The 15,726-nt window shown below is 65.9% G+C and carries 14 protein-coding genes and 1 pseudogene; 10 read left to right on the top strand and 5 right to left on the bottom strand.

Features of this window, described 5'->3' with window-relative positions; genetic code table 11:
- Positions 1-7 precede the first annotated feature (7 nt).
- The 3 genes from eccD to eccE are packed head-to-tail and all read left to right on the top strand — an operon-like array spanning position 8 to position 3,761.
- Complete coding sequence (gene eccD, locus MSIMFI_RS03930) at positions 8-1,411, top strand: type VII secretion integral membrane protein EccD (protein ID WP_191498011.1); 1,404 nt, start codon at positions 8-10, stop codon at positions 1,409-1,411.
- Positions 1,408-2,811 carry a type VII secretion-associated serine protease mycosin gene (mycP, locus tag MSIMFI_RS03925; protein WP_191496210.1) on the top strand — a complete coding sequence of 468 codons (1,404 nt, stop codon included), beginning with the start codon at positions 1,408-1,410 and terminating at the stop codon, positions 2,809-2,811. Before eccD ends, mycP begins: the two co-directional genes overlap by 4 nt.
- Positions 2,808-3,761: a type VII secretion protein EccE gene (gene eccE / locus MSIMFI_RS03920; RefSeq protein ID WP_191496209.1), complete on the top strand. Its 954-nt coding sequence runs from the start codon at positions 2,808-2,810 to the stop codon at positions 3,759-3,761. Before mycP ends, eccE begins: the two co-directional genes overlap by 4 nt.
- On the opposite strand, the gene MSIMFI_RS03915 is transcribed toward eccE, so the two are convergent.
- Positions 3,748-4,950 (bottom strand): alpha/beta hydrolase family protein, encoded by a 1,203-nt coding sequence (locus MSIMFI_RS03915; RefSeq protein WP_191498010.1) that lies wholly within the window; start codon positions 4,948-4,950, stop codon positions 3,748-3,750. The two genes, eccE and MSIMFI_RS03915, sit on opposite strands and share 14 nt — an antisense overlap.
- 189 nt (positions 4,951-5,139) lie before the next feature.
- Between MSIMFI_RS03915 and MSIMFI_RS03910 the strand changes: the two genes are divergently transcribed.
- Complete coding sequence (locus tag MSIMFI_RS03910; protein WP_191496208.1) at positions 5,140-5,925, top strand: trans-aconitate 2-methyltransferase; 786 nt, start codon at positions 5,140-5,142, stop codon at positions 5,923-5,925.
- Here MSIMFI_RS03910 and MSIMFI_RS03905 read toward each other — a convergent pair.
- The 3 genes from MSIMFI_RS03905 to MSIMFI_RS03895 all read right to left on the bottom strand — a co-directional run bounded on the left by MSIMFI_RS03905 (position 5,914) and on the right by MSIMFI_RS03895 (position 8,583).
- Positions 5,914-7,293: a sulfatase family protein gene (locus MSIMFI_RS03905; RefSeq protein ID WP_191496207.1), complete on the bottom strand. Its 1,380-nt coding sequence runs from the start codon at positions 7,291-7,293 to the stop codon at positions 5,914-5,916. The two genes, MSIMFI_RS03910 and MSIMFI_RS03905, sit on opposite strands and share 12 nt — an antisense overlap.
- A 124-nt stretch (positions 7,294-7,417) precedes the next feature.
- On the bottom strand, positions 7,418-8,101 hold the full coding sequence (gene bluB / locus MSIMFI_RS03900; RefSeq protein WP_186245527.1) for a 5,6-dimethylbenzimidazole synthase: 684 nt from the start codon (positions 8,099-8,101) through the stop codon (positions 7,418-7,420).
- Positions 8,101-8,583: a hypothetical protein gene (locus MSIMFI_RS03895; protein ID WP_191496206.1), complete on the bottom strand. Its 483-nt coding sequence runs from the start codon at positions 8,581-8,583 to the stop codon at positions 8,101-8,103. Before MSIMFI_RS03895 ends, bluB begins: the two co-directional genes overlap by 1 nt.
- A gap of 57 nt (positions 8,584-8,640) precedes the next feature.
- Here MSIMFI_RS03895 and MSIMFI_RS03890 point away from each other — a divergent pair, with 57 nt between their 5' ends.
- A complete protein-coding gene (locus MSIMFI_RS03890) occupies positions 8,641-9,378 on the top strand; it encodes a phosphatase PAP2 family protein (RefSeq protein ID WP_191496205.1) in 738 nt (245 codons plus the stop codon).
- Positions 9,379-9,397: 19 nt separating this feature from the next.
- On the top strand, positions 9,398-10,054 hold the full coding sequence (locus MSIMFI_RS03885; RefSeq protein ID WP_191496204.1) for a L,D-transpeptidase family protein: 657 nt from the start codon (positions 9,398-9,400) through the stop codon (positions 10,052-10,054).
- On the opposite strand, the gene MSIMFI_RS03880 is transcribed toward MSIMFI_RS03885, so the two are convergent.
- Positions 10,055-10,546 (bottom strand): nuclear transport factor 2 family protein, encoded by a 492-nt coding sequence (locus tag MSIMFI_RS03880; protein ID WP_191496203.1) that lies wholly within the window; start codon positions 10,544-10,546, stop codon positions 10,055-10,057.
- Positions 10,547-10,618: 72 nt separating this feature from the next.
- Here MSIMFI_RS03880 and MSIMFI_RS03875 point away from each other — a divergent pair, with 72 nt between their 5' ends.
- From MSIMFI_RS03875 to MSIMFI_RS03860, 4 genes and pseudogenes are all read left to right on the top strand, one after another.
- Complete coding sequence (locus tag MSIMFI_RS03875; RefSeq protein ID WP_191496202.1) at positions 10,619-11,848, top strand: hypothetical protein; 1,230 nt, start codon at positions 10,619-10,621, stop codon at positions 11,846-11,848.
- Positions 11,849-12,002: 154 nt separating this feature from the next.
- The gene (locus MSIMFI_RS03870) at positions 12,003-13,889 is read left to right on the top strand and encodes an Hsp70 family protein (protein WP_191496201.1); all 1,887 of its coding nucleotides are present in this window, start codon (positions 12,003-12,005) and stop codon (positions 13,887-13,889) included.
- A 154-nt stretch (positions 13,890-14,043) separates the two neighbouring features.
- A pseudogene (locus MSIMFI_RS03865) lies at positions 14,044-15,268 on the top strand (DUF7159 family protein); the annotation flags it as partial.
- A gap of 71 nt (positions 15,269-15,339) precedes the next feature.
- On the top strand, positions 15,340-15,726 hold the full coding sequence (locus MSIMFI_RS03860; RefSeq protein ID WP_186241312.1) for a hypothetical protein: 387 nt from the start codon (positions 15,340-15,342) through the stop codon (positions 15,724-15,726).

Genomic DNA, 15,726 nt, shown 5'->3' with positions numbered 1-15,726 from the left:
AACCGTCATGCCGATCGTCCGCGTCGCGATACTCGCGGACAGCAGGCTGACGGAGATGGCCCTGCCCGCAGAGTTGCCGTTACGCGAAATCCTGCCCGCGGTACAGCGTTTGGTGGTTCCTGCGACCCAAAACGGTGATGCTGGGGAGGCCGATTCCGGTGCGGCCGTGCACGTGAGCCTGGCGCCCATTGGAGGCGCACCGTTCAGCCTGGACGCCAGCCTGGACACGGTCGGAGTCGTCGACGGTGATCTGCTTGCGTTGCAGCCGGTTCCCGCCGGACCGGCCGCGCCGGGCATCGTAGAAGACATCGCCGACGCCGCCATGATCTTCTCCAACTCTCGCCTAAAGCCCTGGGGGGCAACGCATATCCAGCGGGGCGCGCTGGCGGCGATGATCGGTGTGGCCATCGTGGCAACTGGCCTGGCGGTCAGCTACCGGGTGGCCACCGGTGCGCTGGCCGGCCTGCTGGCGGTCGGCGGGATTGCGGCTGTCGTTGCGTTGGCCGGTCTGCTGATCACGCCCCGTGCAGCCCGCACGGGTGTCGCGCTGTCGATCGCAGCGCTGGTGCCCATCGGCGCTTCCTTGGCACTAGCGGTGCCCGGGAGATTCGGACCGGCCCAGGTGTTACTGGGCGCTGCCGGTGTAACCGCGTGGTCGCTGATCGCACTGATGATCCCCAGCGCTGAACGTGAGCGCGTGGTCGCTTTCTTCACCGCGGTGGCAGTGGTCGGGGCCGGGGTGCTGGCGGCAGCCGGTGCGCTGTTGCTTTGGCGGCTGCCGATGCTGAGCATCGGCTGCGGGCTGGTTGTGGCCGCGTTATTGGTCACCATCCAGGCGGCCCAGCTTTCCGCGCTGTGGGCACGCTTCCCGTTGCCGGTCATCCCGGCTCCGGGGGATCCCACTCCGTCGGCTCCTTCGCTACGGGTGCTCGAGGACCTGCCGCGGCGGGTGCGTGTCAGCGACGCCCACCAAAGCGGTTTCATCGCTGCCGCAGTGCTGCTCAGTGTCCTGGGGTCGGTGGCAATAGGGGTGCGCCCCGAGGCGCTCAGCGGTGTTGGCTGGTACGTCGTGGCGGCGACCGCGGCCACCGCCATGCTGCGTGCTCGGGTGTGGGATTCCGCGGTGTGCAAAGCCTGGCTGCTCGCTCAGCCGTACCTGGTGGCCGGAATCCTGTTGGTGGTCTACACCTCGACCGGACATTACGGCGCCGCCTTCGGTGCGGTGTTGGTCCTCACCGGGCTCACCCTGGCATGGCTTGGGGTCGCGCTGAATCCGGGAATCGCCTCGCCGGAGAGCTATTCGCTGCCGCTGCGCCGGTTGCTGGGTTTCGTTGCCGCGGGTTTGGATGCGTCACTGATTCCCGTGATGGCCTACCTGGTCGGCCTGTTCAGCTGGGTGCTCAATCGATGATGCGTGCCGCATCGGCGTGCTGCACCGCGACTCTGGCTGTCGCAGTGTGGGCCGCTCCACCGGCATCGGCGATCAGCCCGCCGGTAGTCGATGCCGCCGCGCAACCACCGAGCGGAACGCCCGGGCCGGTGCAGCCGATGGAACAACGGGGTCAATGCAGCGTTTCCGGAGTCATGGCGGGCACCGATCCAGGCGTCCCGTCGCCGAGCCAGACAATGCTGAATCTGCCTGCGGCATGGGAGTTTTCTCGCGGTGAAGGCCAGTTGGTGGCGATCATCGACACCGGGGTGCGGCCAGGCCCGCGCCTGCCCAACGTCGATCCCGGTGGTGACTTCGTCGAATCGACCGACGGCCTGACCGATTGCGACGGCCATGGCACCCTGGTCGCCGGGCTCGTCGCCGGCCAGCCGGGCCCGCCCGGTCGGGACGACGGCTTCTCGGGCGTCGCGCCCGCTGCGCGACTGCTGTCCATCAGGGTGACGTCTGCCAAGTTCTCGCCTCGAACACCGGGAAACGATCCGCTGCTGGCGCGCGCGTCCCTCGACATCGCGGCGCTGGGCCGGGCGATCGTCCATGCGGCCGACCTTGGCGCCCGGGTGATCAACATCTCCGCGATAACCTGCCTGCCGGCTGACCGAACGGTCGACCAGGCTGCGCTCGGAGCGGCGATCCGGTATGCGGCGGTGGACAAGGATGCGGTGATCGTGGCGGCCGCCGGCAATAGCGGACCGACCGGATCGGTGGCCGGCGGAACGTCCTGTGACTCCAATCCGCTCACCGATCTGAGCCGTCCGGACGATCCGCGTAATTGGGCGGCTGTCACGTCGGTCTCCGTCCCGTCGTGGTGGCAGCCGTATGTGTTGTCGGTGGGCTCACTGGCTGCCGACGGGCGGCCGTCGAAATTCACCATGGCCGGGCCGTGGGTCGGAATTGCAGCGCCCGGCGAAAACATCGCGTCGGTCAGTAATGCCGACGGCGGCGGGCTGGCCAACGGTCTGCCCGACGAGCATCAGCAACTGGTCGCTCTCAGCGGCACTAGCTACGCGGCCGGCTACGTTTCCGGCGTCGCCGCGCTGGTGCGCAGCAGGTATCCCGGGCTGGCCGCGACCGAGGTGGTGCGCCGCATCACCGCGACCGCACACAACGGCGCGCGGGATCCCTCCAACGTCGTCGGCGCCGGCGTCCTGGACCCGGTGGCGGCCCTGACCTGGCAACTGCCTTCCGGCGACCAACCCGCTACGGCGCAGGCAAAGCCGGTCGCAATCCCCCCGGCACCGGCACCTAAAGACACCACACCGCGCAATGTCGCATTCGCCGGTGCGGCCGCCCTGACTTTGCTCGTCGCCGCCACCGCAGCGGTAGTGGCGATCGTGCGTCGACGAAAGGAGCCCACCCCGTGAGCATCCCGCGTCCCGGAACCGGCCGAGTCACATTGGCGCTTTTGGCCGTGATCCCCGTCGCGCTGGCCTACCCCTGGCAGTCGCCACGCGACTATTGGTTGCTCGGTATCGCCGCCGCCGTGGTGGTCCTGCTGTTCGGTTGGTGGCGCGGGCTGTACTTCACAACGATCCTGCGCCGCGGGCTTGCGATCCTCGGCCGTCGGCGGCGTCGCGTCCCCGGGCCCGGAACCGACACGCGCGCGACGGAGCTGTTGCGGGTCGGGCCGCCGCCGTCCGACTCCGGCGTGCTTCCGCTGCCGCTGATCGCCCGCTACCTCAACTGCTACGGCATTCGTGCCGACAAGATCCGAATCACCAGCCGCGACACCGGGGCCGACGAACTTCAGACCTGGATCGGGCTGACGGTGGCGGCCACCCATAACCTAGCGGCGCTGCAGGCGCGCTCATCACGTATCCCGCTACACGAGACCGCCCAGGTCGCCGCCCGCCGGCTCGCCGACCACCTCCGCGAAATCGGCTGGGAAGCGAGCACCGTTGCGCCCGAAGACATCCCGCGGCCGGTTGCGCAGGAATCCCGCGAGACGTGGAACGGCGTGCGGCAAGGTGACTCGGATTACGTTGCGGCATACCGGGTCAGCGCCGATAGGTCGTTGCCCGAGACCATGAACGCAATCCGGTCGTATCCGGCACGGGAGACCTGGACGGTACTGGAGATCGCCGGTGACCCACACCATTACACGGTTGCCGCGGCGTGCGCCTTCCGGACGGATACGCGACCCGGGGGCGGCGCGCCGCTGGACGGTCTGACTTCGCAACGCGGAAGCCAACTTCCGGCACTGTTGGCGTTGGATCCGGTGGCCACGCAACCGCTTGACGGGCATACCGATGCACCCGCCGACTTGCTGACCGGACTGACCTGGCCCGCGCCCGCAGCGCTTAGCCGAACATAAAGCCGTGTAGGAACGGCGTCATCCGCCGCAGATAATCCAACTGACTCACATGTAGGACATGGTTGCCTGGGAACCAGTGCAGTGCACACTTGTCCCAATGTTCCCAAAGTTTCACGGCGTGGTCCGGCGGAGCCATCCGATCGCCGAGACCGGTGATGATCATCCGGCGCTCTTTGGGCAGTAGCGGCCGATAGTTCAGCGGGCTGTGGTAGGACAGCCCGCCCTCCAACTCATCGCGGCTGATGTTGGACAGCCGCAGTCCCAGCCGGACGAGCTTGTTGGCCGGGAACCATTCGTCGAATAGCTTCGCGGGGCTGACGACGGGGCAGTTGGGGATGACAGCCTCGAGCCGGTTTTCAACCGAGGCCACCAACGCCGACGTGTAACCTCCCAACGATATTCCGGTCAGCGCGATGTGCTCGACGCCAATGCGGCGCAGATAGTCAACGAGAGAACGAAAGTCGTGAACCGCCTGTGCCATCGACTCAGCGAAGCCGCTGAGCCCGCTAGCGAAGAAGCCGAAACCGCTGTACGGCGAATGTCTTTCGGCCCGCTTGCCGTGAAATGGCAATGTGTACAACAGGACGTCGTAGCCGGATTGGTAATACCACGGCAGCGCGAAGAACAGCCCATTTAGCCAGTAGGACGAACCCATGAAGCCATGGATGACGCACAGCGTGGGTCGCGGCCCGTCGTCGTGGCGCCAGTGCTGCGCGCGCACGATGTTGTTGGCACTCAGCGCGCTCCATTGTTTGCGCAGGTTGGGGTTAATCGCCCGGAAGCTGCTGGCGAATGAGATGTTGTCGACGGTGCCGTGCGCGATCCATTCCGCGAGCGGACTTGCCGGCCGCGACGAAATCTTGGGAGGCGTGGTTGGCGTCGGAAACGACTTCGCCGGATCACGTTCGGCCGCAAGTTCGGCGTAAAAGTTCAGGTTGCCGCGCTCGCCACCGGAACCCGCGCGGCGCAGCACGCTGACGATGACGGCCGGCGCTACCGTCGTGGAGAGTACCGATGCGGCGGCAGTACGCATCGCGATATCTCCGATCGCCGAGGATTCGACGACCAGGCGCTGCCGGACCGACAGCGCCGAGAGCGGGGGTAACCCCTCGGCGCCGGCGTCGGCGCCGGCGACATCGGGAATGGGTACCGGCGGATCGATCGGATCGGCTGGCCAAGTCCCCCCCATATCTGCTGCCCCCGATACCCCCGAGATCTGCGACATCGCGTCGATCGTATCGTCCAACCTGCTGACCGATCGCCAAATTCGACAGTATCGTCAATTTTTCCAGCGGTTCAGGGCGCGCGCACCGGAGTTTCCGGTAATACGTTTGTCTGTATAGCCCGACTAGCGACGGCGTTGATCAGGAGGACAGATATGTGGGATCCCGATGTCTACCTGGCCTTTGCGGATCATCGAAGCCGTCCGTTCTACGAGTTGCTGTCGCGGGTGGGTGCCGAGCGGGCGCGCCGGGTAGTTGACCTCGGTTGTGGCCCCGGCCACCTGACGAAATATTTGGCGCGGCGATGGCCCGGTGCGGTGATCGAGGCATTGGACAGCTCACCGGAGATGGTCGCCGCCGCCCGGGAACGCGGCATCGACGCCACGACCGGCGACCTGCGGACGTGGAAGCCGCGGCCGGACACTGACGTGGTGGTTAGCAATGCGGCCCTGCACTGGGTGCCCGAGCACTCCGACCTGCTGCTGCGATGGGTCGGCGAACTCGCGTCGGGATCGTGGATCGCCGTGCAGATCCCGGCTAATTTCGAGACACCGTCGCACGCCGCGGTGCGGGCGTTGGCCCGTCGAGAGCCCTACGCGAAGCTCATGCGCGACATACCGTTTCGCGTGGGCGCGGTGGTCCACCCGCCCGCGTACTACGCTGACCTGCTGATGGACGCCGGATGCAAGGTGGATGTCTGGGAGACGACCTACCTGCACCAGCTCACGGGTGAGCACCCGGTGTTGGACTGGATCACCGGCACCGCGCTGGTCCCGGTGCGCGAGCGGCTCGACGACGCGGGCTGGGAACAGTTCCGCCAGGAACTCATCCCGCTGCTGGATGACGCCTACCCGCGCCGGACCGACGGCACGACCATCTTCCCGTTCCGGCGGGTGTTCATCGTGGCTGAGGTAGGTGGGGCGCGCCGCTCAGGTGGGTAACTCGATACCGCGGTCGGCGGCGATCGCCGACCTGCTGGTCGGCGTCATGTGATGGATTTGTAGGTACGTTTCGGTATAGCGCTGCGCGATGCGGGTACCGGCGAACTCCGACGGTATGACGTCGTTGGTGCGCTGGCGCCAATCGTTTAGTCGGACAGCGAGATCGGCCGCGATCGCATCGAAGTCTCGGGTGTCGTCACCGGCCAGCAGGTTGTTGCTCTCGGTGGGGTCTGCCCGCAAATCGTAGAGCTCACGTTCCGGCCGGGGCGCGGTGACCAGTGGCGCGACGGCCTGACCGGAGGGGCTTGCCTCGATATCCCACGGCAAGTCCAGCAGTGGCCGTGGGACGTAGTTTTCGATGTAGCTGTACTCCTTTGTGCGAATTGCCCGAATGGGATCGGACGAGTCGTGATAGGTCTTGGTGGTGTACACGTGGTTGCGCACCGGATCGTTTTGTGCATCCGGCGCAATGATGGCCTGCGCATGCGAAACCCCCTCGATGTCGGCGGGGATGTCGAGACCGAGCAGGCCCAACAGCGTCGGAACCAGATCCACCCCGCTGAACAGTTCGTCATAGATGCGCGGGGCCACCGCTCGGCGGGTGGGCGGACGAATGATCAGCGCAATGCCGGTTCCGGCGTCGTACAAAGTCGATTTCGCTCGTGGGAAGGCCGCGCCGTGATCGGTAACGAACACCACCCACGTGCTGGCATCCAGCCCGGTCTCGGCCAGCGTGTCCAGTAGCTGGCCCACCGCGGAGTCCGCCTTGGCGATGGAGCCATAAAAATCTGCCAGATCCTGGCGCACCTCGGCGGTATCGGGCAGGTGGTCCGGCGGGTCGACCGCCGTGCTGTCGGCGGGTTCGTAACGGTCACGCGGATAGGGCCGGTGGGTTTCGAAGAACCCCGCCGTTAACAGGAATGGTTGCCCGGCAAGGGCCGGGGCACTGTCGCGCAGCCATTCCTGGGCCTTGTCGACGACGTACTCGCAGTAGGAGTTCGACACATCGAATTCGTCGAACCCCAGCCGCTTCGGGTACGACGTCTCGTGTTGCATACCGAAAAGCGCTGAGTACCAACCTGATTCGGCTAACAACTGGGGAAGTGTCCGGACGCCGGTGCGATACTCCCAGCCATGATGGGCCAGGCCGACCAACCCGTTGCTCTGCGGGTAGCGACCGGTGAACAATGATCCTCGCGACGGCGAGCACAACGGCGCCGTGGCATGGGCCTTGGTGAGCAGGATCCCCTCGGCGGCAAGCTGATCCATCCGCGGGCTGGAAACGTCTGAGTGTCCGTAGGCGCCCAGATAGCGCCCCAGATCGTGCCAGTGCACGATCAACACATTGTCTGCGCGCTCACCCGCCATCGTGTGTCACCTCTCCAACATGCCTTACGCGACCGGCGACGCCGAGACAGCGCCATGAAGCCACCGCGGCGACGATACCGGGCCGCTGACCGACCCGTCAGCGCACGCCCCAGGCGCCGGAACGCTACTCGTCCGAATTGCCGACAGGCAGCGATTGCGGCGCTCGACCCCATCGGTTTTCGGAAACAAATTCGGCAAGCGGACGCGCGAAGGCCCAGCCGTCCAGCTCGAGTGCGGGCCGGTCGGGAAACTCGGGCACCGGGCCGAGACACAGGATTGCCACCGGTTCGGCGTCCGCGGGTATCTGCAGCAGGGCCGCCAATCGGTTCGGATCGAACAGGGACACCCAGCCCATTCCTAGGCCTTCGGAGCGAGCCGCCAGCCACAGGTTTTGGATTGCGCATGACACCGACGCCAGATCCATCTGCGGCAGCGTGCGCCGGCCGAAGACGTGCGCCGCACGGTTGTCGCACAGCGTCACCACCAGTAGCTCGGCGCACTCGAGGATTCCCTCGACCTTCAGAGCCAGAAATTCGGTGGCTCGTCGTCCCAGGGCCCGGGCAGTCAGCACGCGCTCCTCGTCGACGAGCGCGTGGATACATTCCCGCAGCTGGCCGTCCGTGATCCGAATGAAGCGCCATGGCTGCATCAGGCCGACGCTGGGTGCGGCATGCGCGGCTTGCAGCAGGCGTGCCAGCACATTCTCGGGCACCACGCTGCCGGGCACGAAGCGGCGCATGTCTCGGCGTTCGGAGATCACGCGATACACGGCCTGCCGCTCTTGCGGGGTGAACGCATGATCCACGATCACGGACTATAGGTGACGCCCACCGCGCGGAATACGTATTCGGGTGGCACATCGAAGGCGAGCGATCGTCGCGGCAGTCGGCTGAGCACGTCGTCGTCGATGTCGGCCTTGAAATGCAGCGAGAGTTCGCCGTGGAACTTTGCATCGACGTGGCCGATATCGAGGTCGAGTTGCAGACCCGTTTCTGAAATCTCGGCCGTCGCGGCTCCGGTCTGCTGCGCATCCCAGCGCACATCGATGACGCGGCCGGCTAGCTTCGGCACCACCGACAGCGTTCCCAACACCCGCTGCGAGGTGAAGGCCAGCGAACCCACGTAGCTGGCGATGCTGCCCGCTGATCGCACACCCGGGATTGTGCCGCTGAACCGCCGGGTGACCGCGACGTACTCGGCAAGATAGAGGATCCCTTCGGATTCGATCTGCGCCCGCAGATCGGCGGGCAGCTTGCCGACGCCGAACAGCCTCCGAACGATCACCGCCATGACGCCAGTATGGGGCCGTTTCGTTGTCGGTGCACCGATGCTGGTATCGCTTTAGCCATGACCCGCCCCAGATACGCATCCGATTTGGTACCTGTGTCGCTCGCCGTTCTTCTCGGCATAGCCGGGGTGGTGGTCTACGCCGTGCTATGGGTGGGGCATAGCCACCATTGGGGCTGGCTGTACGACGCCGATTGGTCGTTGCTGACTCCGGCACACGACGTTGGGATCAAGCATCCGGGGTGGGTGCGATTCTGGGATGTCGTGTCCGTTGTCCTGGGTCCGTTCGTGCTGCGGCCGTTGGGTTTGTTGGCTGCGGTGATCGCCCTGGTGATGCGCAAGGTCCGGGTGGGGTTGTTGCTGTTGGCCTGTGCGCCGCTCGACGGATTGGTGACGACGGTTGCCAAGGATCTGGCCGGTCGTCCTCGACCGGCGACCGCGCTGGTATTCGCACCCTCAACGGCGTTCCCGTCGGGGCACGCACTGGAAGCGATGGCCAGTTTGCTGGCGCTGTTGGTCTTTCTGCTGCCGATGATGAAAGCCCAGGCGATGCGTGTCGCCGCGGTCGCGGTGGCCGCGGTGAGTGTGGTGACCGTCGGTGTTGCCAGAGTCGCGTTGAACGTGCACCATCCTTCGGACGTGATCGCCGGTTGGGCGCTGGGCTACGTCTATTTCCTGTTGTGCCTGTGGGTATTTCGGCCTGTCCCGATTGCAGGCCCAAAAGGTCCGGGGCGCTCCGCTTTGTCACGGCGCAGTGACCCAACCGGGTCTAAAGCTTTACTTGACCCTGAGGTCTAGCTCGGCTGACGATAAAGCGATGCGCCGACTGGTAGGTCTGCTGTGTGCTGCGGTGTGCATCGCCGGTGTTGCGGTGATGTTTGCCCCGGTGACCGTCGCGGCCGGCAATCCGTGGTTTGCGAACTCCGTCGGCAATGCCACGCAGGTGGTTTCGGTGGTGTCGACCGGCGGCTCGAACGCGAAGATGGACGTCTACCAGCGCACTGCCGCCGGCTGGCAGGCCCTCAAGACCGGCATCCCCACTCACGTTGGCTCGGCGGGGATGGCGCCGCAGGCCAAGAGGGGGTACCCGGCCACTCCCATGGGGGTCTACAGCCTTGACTCCGCCTTCGGTACCGCGCCGAATCCCGGTGGCGGGCTGCCATATACCCAAGTGGGACCCAATCACTGGTGGAGCGGGGACGACCACAGCCCCACCTTCAACAGCATGCAGGTGTGCCAGAAGTCCCAGTGCCCATTCAATACGGCGGAAAGTGAGAACCTGCAGATCCCGCAGTACAAGCATTCGGTCGTCATGGGCGTCAACAAGAACAAAGTTCCCGGCGGCGGTTCCGCATTCTTCTTTCACACGACCGATGGTGGCGCCACCGCCGGTTGCGTGGCGATCGACGATGCCACCCTGGTACAGGTCATCCGCTGGCTGAAGCCCGGTGCGGTGATCGCCATCGCAAAATAATCAATCCAGCGCACGGCCGGCTTTGACCTTGAAATTAAGGCCCTTCAACGACATCGTCGCGTCATATGTTCGGTCGTAGCCGGTGGCGCTGATCTTCCAACCGTCGCCGGTGCGCCGGTACTGGTCGCGGTAGAACGCCGCACCGATCAGCATGAAATCGAAATCGGCGGCGATGACCCGGTCTTGCAGATACCAGCTGCCCGTTGCGGTGTCGCCGGTAACGATGATTTCCGGGTGGGTCACCCGGTGTTCGGTGAGGATGGCCGGGCCCAGCGCCGAGCGCATGTAGTCCACCAGGTCGGTGCGGTTCGTGAAGTGCAACTCCTCGCCGATCGATGGCCCATAATCGCCGCGGACGTCTTCGGTGAGGGTGTTGGCGAAGTCGTCCCAGTGCTTGGTGTCCAGCGCACGCAGGTAGCGGTACTTGACCTGCTTGATCGCTTCGACATCGGCGGCAAGATCGTGAGGGCTCATCACGCCATTGCAGCACATCGGGTACGGCGCGGCCCCGATGGCTAGACCCCGGGCTTACCCGACAGCTAGACCGTTCACTAGCTTGGAGGAATGAGCCAATCCCGGTATGCGGGGTTGTCCCGCAGCGAACTGGCAATCCTGGTGCCCGAACTGCTCCTGATCGGGCACATGATCGACCGCTCCGGCATGGCCTGGTGCATCGAGGCGTTCGGCCGCGAGGAAATGCTGCAGATCGCCATCGAGGAGTGGGCGGGTGCCAGCCCGGTCTATGCCAAGCGGATGCAGCGGGCGCTGAACTTCGAGGGCAACGACGTGCCGACCATCTTCAAGGGCCTGCAACTCGACATCGGCGCTCCGCCGCAGTTCATGGATTTCCGGTATACGGTGCACGACCGTTGGAACGGCGAGTTTCAGCTCGACCATTGCGGAGCGCTGCTCGATGTCGAGCCGATGGGGGACGCGTACGTCTTCGGAATGTGCCACACCATCGAGGATCCGACCTTCGATGCCACGGCGGTGGCGACTAATCCTCACGCGCAGATGCGTCCCATCCACCGGCCGCCGCGAGTACCGTCGGACCGGCATCCGCATTGCGCGTGGACGGTCAAGATCGATGAGTCCTACCCGGTCGTCAAGGGCATACCCGCACTGGATTTGGTTCGCAAAACCCGCGCTGCCAGTTGGGAATTGGCCGCCGTCGAGCCCTCCGGCGAGGGGCTGGCCGATTACTCGGGTCCGCTGCTATCCGATCTCGACTTCGGTGCGTTCTCGCACTCGGCGCTGGTCAGAATGGCCGACGAAGTGTGTCTACAGATGCACCTGCTGTATCTGTCGTTTGCTATCGCGGTGGCCGAAAGGTCCGGCGCCGATACCGAACTGGCTCGCTTGGTGAGTACTCGCCAGCTGATCGGCGTGGCCGGGCTTGGCGCCGAACGCATTCACCGCGCATTGGGGTTGCCCGGCGGAATCGAAGGCACGCTGCGTGTGCTCGAGTTGCATCCTCTGCTCAACCCCGCCGGTTATGTTGAGGCCGAAACGGCCGGGGACCGTTTGCTGGTGCGCCGGTCACCCGCTCATGACGACCGCGCCTGGCTTTCGCTGTGCACACCGGAATCTGTGCAGCCGCTGCAGGCGATCGCGACGGCCGTGGACCCACATGTCCGGGTTGAAGTCAGTGGGACGGACGCCGACTGGACCGCTGAGCTGGTGCAAACCGATGCCGCAGCGACCGAGTTGCCAGAGGTGTCGGTGGCCAAAGTCAGTCGGGGGTCGGCATTTCAGTTCGAGCCGAGGCGTTCGCTGCCGCTCACCGTGGTGTGAGACGACGCAGTCTGTCAAGGCGGCGGATATACCACTTCGGTGACGACACGGCATCGACCGCATACCAATGACGTTGTGACCCAACCGCGTACGGGGCGTCCGCGGCTATGGTTAACGCTGGCCAAAGACCCCTATCGACGAAAGTATCCGCTCTATGTACGACCCACTTGGGTTGTCGATCGGGACCACTAACCTGGTTGCGGCATCTAACGGAAAAGCTCCGGTTAGTCGTCGCGCTGTCCTGACGCTGTATCCGCATTGTGCACCGAAAGTCGGTGTGCGCGCGGAAAACCCGAACCTAACCGAGTCCGGCACGCTGATGAGCGGCTTCGTGGAGCGCATCGGAGATTCGGTGGCGCTGGTGTCTCCCGATGGGTCGGCTCACGACCCAGACCTATTGATGGTCGAGGCACTCGACGCCATGGTGGTCACCGTCGGTGCCGACGTGAGTTCGTCGGAGATCTCGATAGCTGTTCCGGCGCACTGGAAACCCGCGACGGTGCAGGCGCTGCGCAGCGGATTACGCACACACGTCGGCTTCATCCGCAGCGGCATGGCGCCGCGTCTGGTACCGGACGCGATCGCGGCGTTGACAGCCGTGAAGTCCGAATTGGGGCTTCCCGCAGGCGGTGTGGTGGGGCTGCTAGATTTCGGTGGCTCCGGAACCTATGTCACCCTGGTGGACACCAAATCCGATTTCGAGCCCGTCAGCGCCACAATGCGTTACGAGGATTTCTCCGGCAGCCAGATAGACCAGGCACTGTTGCTGCACGTCATCGACGAGCTGGGCCACGGTGACGTCGATCCGGAAAGCACCACCGCCGTGGGCCAACTCGGCGAACTCAGGGAACAGTGCCGGGAAGCCAAGGAGCGCTTGTCCACCGACGCGGTCACCCAATTGGCCGCCGAGCTTCGCGGATCCAGCTTCGTCATTGAAGTGAATCGAGACGAGTTTGAAAGTCTGATACAGGATCGGCTCACTGGTTTCATCTACGCGTTCGACGACATGCTGGCGCGCAACAACGCGACCTGGGCCGACCTCGCGGCTGTGGTCACGGTCGGCGGTGGTGCCAGCATTCCGCTTGTCACTCAACGTCTTACAATGCACACTCGCCGACCGATCCTGACCGTGTCGCAACCCGCGTGCGCTGCCGCGATGGGCGCGTTGCTGCTGGCCACGCGGGGGGAAGAAATTGATCTGCGGACGCGGACGTCCATAGGTCTGGTGGCGGCGGCCGGGGCTTCGAGGGCGTCCGGTACCAGCGTGATCGAACTGCCGGCCGGCGACGTCATGGTAATCGACCAGGACGCGCTGACAGACCGCGAGCTGGCCTGGTCGCAGACCGACTTCCCCAGCGAAGTACCGGTGCGTTTCGATGGCGATTCCTACAGCGAAGACGGTCCCTGCTGGTCGATGCGGCTGAATGTGATCGATCCGCCGAAGGAACCGCCGTGGCGCCGATTCCGGGTGTCACAGTTGCTCATCGGGTTCAGCGCCCTGGTGGCCATGACCGCGATCGGCGGTGTGGCATTTACGCTGACGGCCGTCGAGCGGCACCCGGCGCCCGTGGTTCCCAGTGTCGCACCCCCACGGCCCAGCTCCATGCCGCCCAGGGTCATCGTGCCCAGCCCCCATTCGCCCAGTCCTATCCCGCCGGCCAGCGTCACGCCGATTCCCAGCGCCGCGCCCGCCCCAACCAGCGTCGCGCCGCCGCCGCCGCCACCGCCACCGTCGCCGACACCGTCGGCGGTGGTGACGACCACCAAGGCGCCGCCGCCCACCACCACGACGACGACCACGCCGGCCACGACCCAGCCAACAACCACAACCACCACCCCGACGACCACGACCGAGGCGGAGGCCACCGCGAGCGAGCCGCCCACCACGACATCGACGGTGAGGATGACGACGTCGTGGTTGCACGTCCCGCTGTTGCCCATCCCGATACCGATACAGGTGCCGGCGAATCAGGGCCCCCAGGCCCCGGCTCCGCAGGACCAGGGCCCGCAGAACCCCTTCGCCAGCCCGGGCTCCCCGTGAGCGCCACCGCGCGCATAGTCCGCATAGTCGTCGCGTTTGAGCTTGCCCTGAATTGATCCGCGTCTGCGTGCACGCGAGTAGGGTTTGAGCTGGCAAGAACTTCGACGGCGGCCCGCGCGGTGCGCTCGTCCGCCAAGACCCCTTTGGAGGGGTTATGGACATCGTGCTTGGGGTATCGATGGAGCCCACGGCGGTCCGGTTACTGCTGATCGAGGGCGAGAACGCCGACGGCGTCATCGTCGAAGAAGACAACATCGAAGTCGTGGCGGGTAACTGCGCGGCGACCTCTGACGCGGCCGCTCAGGTCATCGCCGCGATTACCGGCACCCGCGAAGGCGCGGCCGAGAGCGGCTACCAGCTGACATCCACAGGTGTGACGTGGACGGACCCTGCCGGGGTTGCGGCGCTGCGCGCCGAGCTCGCCGCGCGCGACGTCGGCAGCGTCATGCTGGTCTCCCCGCTGCTCGCCGCGGCCGCCTTGGCACAGACGATCGGCGGTGCGCTCGACTACCGCCACATCGCGATGTTGTTCGTCGAAGCCGGCAGCGCGACGCTTGCCGTTGTCGATGTGGCGGACGGGTCGATCGTCGATCTGCACCGGCAGCCCTTCGAGGCGGCTCACGAGTTGGCGACGATGGTCGTCGGTCTCGACGCCCCGGGCTCGCGGTCGGATGGCGTGTTCGTCATTGGCTGTGGGGTCGACATCGTCGGAATCAAGCCCTTGCTGGAGGCTGCGACGTCGCTTGCGGTGACCGGCCCTGAGGAACCGCACATGGCCCTGGCCCGCGGGGCGGCGCTGGCGTCGGCAAACGCGCCGCTGTTCGCGTCTTCGACGGCCGCGCTGGCCTACGCACTGGATCCGGGCACCGGCGAGGTCAATCCCGGCGCGCTCAATCCGACCTACCTCGACCTTTGCGCCAATGCCGATCCGGGGCAGGGGGCGCTGGCCTATAGCGCCCTAGACGACGAACCCGACGCAGACGACAGCATCCTGCCCCGCAGGCCCTTGGTGTTGACCGGTGGTGCGATGGCGGGGGTCGCCGCCCTCGCGGCCGGGGTGCTGATCGTCTCGCTGACATCCGATGTTCGCCCGACGGCAGCCAAAGACCCCAGCCCACAGGAAAGCGTCGTCACCCCGGTGAGTCCGGCGCCAACGGTTTCCCCGCATGTGCAATTTCCTATTTCCAGCTTGTTGCCGCCGCCGCCGGCCACGCCCGTCGCCGAAGCGGCTCCGCCGCCCGCACCGCCACCAGTTGTACGCACCCCGCCGCCTACGGCGGCGAATATGGCGCCCGCCACCCAGCCCCTGCCTCTTCTACACCTCTGACGCTGTTCACCCCCCCCCCCCGCCGCCGCCCGGCCCGCCGGAGCCGGGGCCCTAGAGCCGTAGCGGATCGTGCCGAAAAGGGCGCACACTGTGCAGTAACGGTATGAACTGCGAGGAGGTCGCGTGGGCGACAGTGGACCGTTCGGGTTTGATCCCGAAGACTTTGATCGGGTGATCAGAGAGGGGACCGAGGGACTGCGCGACGTGTTCGAGCGCGTCGGCAGGTTCGTGACCGGTCCTGGCGGTCGGAGCGGTTGGTCGGTGATGTTCGAGGACCTGGCGCGGCGTTCGCGTCCGGCGCCCGAAACCACCGGAGAGGCCGGTGACGGCGTGTGGGCCATCTACACCGTGGACCCCGACGGCGGCGCCCGCGTCGAGCAGGTCCATGCGACCGAACTCGACGCGCTGCGTGCGAACAAGGACAACACCGACCCGAAGCGGAAAGTCCGCTTCCTCCCGTACGGCATCGCGGTGAGCGTCCTCGACGATCCGTCGGACGAGCCGACATAG

This window comes from Mycobacterium simulans (assembly GCF_900232995.1).
Lineage (GTDB): Bacteria > Actinomycetota > Actinomycetes > Mycobacteriales > Mycobacteriaceae > Mycobacterium > Mycobacterium simulans.
The sequence above is the reverse complement of the archived record's forward strand: the minus strand, read 5'-3'. Positions and strand labels throughout refer to the sequence as shown.

Coding starts and splice junctions, on each gene's coding strand:
- MSIMFI_RS03885 (WP_191496204.1), top strand. CDS start 9,398: ATGCGCCGACTGGTAGGTCTGCTGTGTGCTGCGGTGTGCATCGCCGGT.
- MSIMFI_RS03895 (WP_191496206.1), bottom strand. CDS start 8,583: ATGGCGGTGATCGTTCGGAGGCTGTTCGGCGTCGGCAAGCTGCCCGCC.
- mycP (WP_191496210.1), top strand. CDS start 1,408: ATGATGCGTGCCGCATCGGCGTGCTGCACCGCGACTCTGGCTGTCGCA.
- MSIMFI_RS03870 (WP_191496201.1), top strand. CDS start 12,003: ATGTACGACCCACTTGGGTTGTCGATCGGGACCACTAACCTGGTTGCG.
- MSIMFI_RS03890 (WP_191496205.1), top strand. CDS start 8,641: ATGACCCGCCCCAGATACGCATCCGATTTGGTACCTGTGTCGCTCGCC.
- MSIMFI_RS03915 (WP_191498010.1), bottom strand. CDS start 4,950: ATGGGGGGGACTTGGCCAGCCGATCCGATCGATCCGCCGGTACCCATT.
- MSIMFI_RS03875 (WP_191496202.1), top strand. CDS start 10,619: ATGAGCCAATCCCGGTATGCGGGGTTGTCCCGCAGCGAACTGGCAATC.
- MSIMFI_RS03905 (WP_191496207.1), bottom strand. CDS start 7,293: ATGGCGGGTGAGCGCGCAGACAATGTGTTGATCGTGCACTGGCACGAT.
- MSIMFI_RS03880 (WP_191496203.1), bottom strand. CDS start 10,546: ATGTGCTGCAATGGCGTGATGAGCCCTCACGATCTTGCCGCCGATGTC.
- MSIMFI_RS03910 (WP_191496208.1), top strand. CDS start 5,140: ATGTGGGATCCCGATGTCTACCTGGCCTTTGCGGATCATCGAAGCCGT.
- eccD (WP_191498011.1), top strand. CDS start 8: ATGCCGATCGTCCGCGTCGCGATACTCGCGGACAGCAGGCTGACGGAG.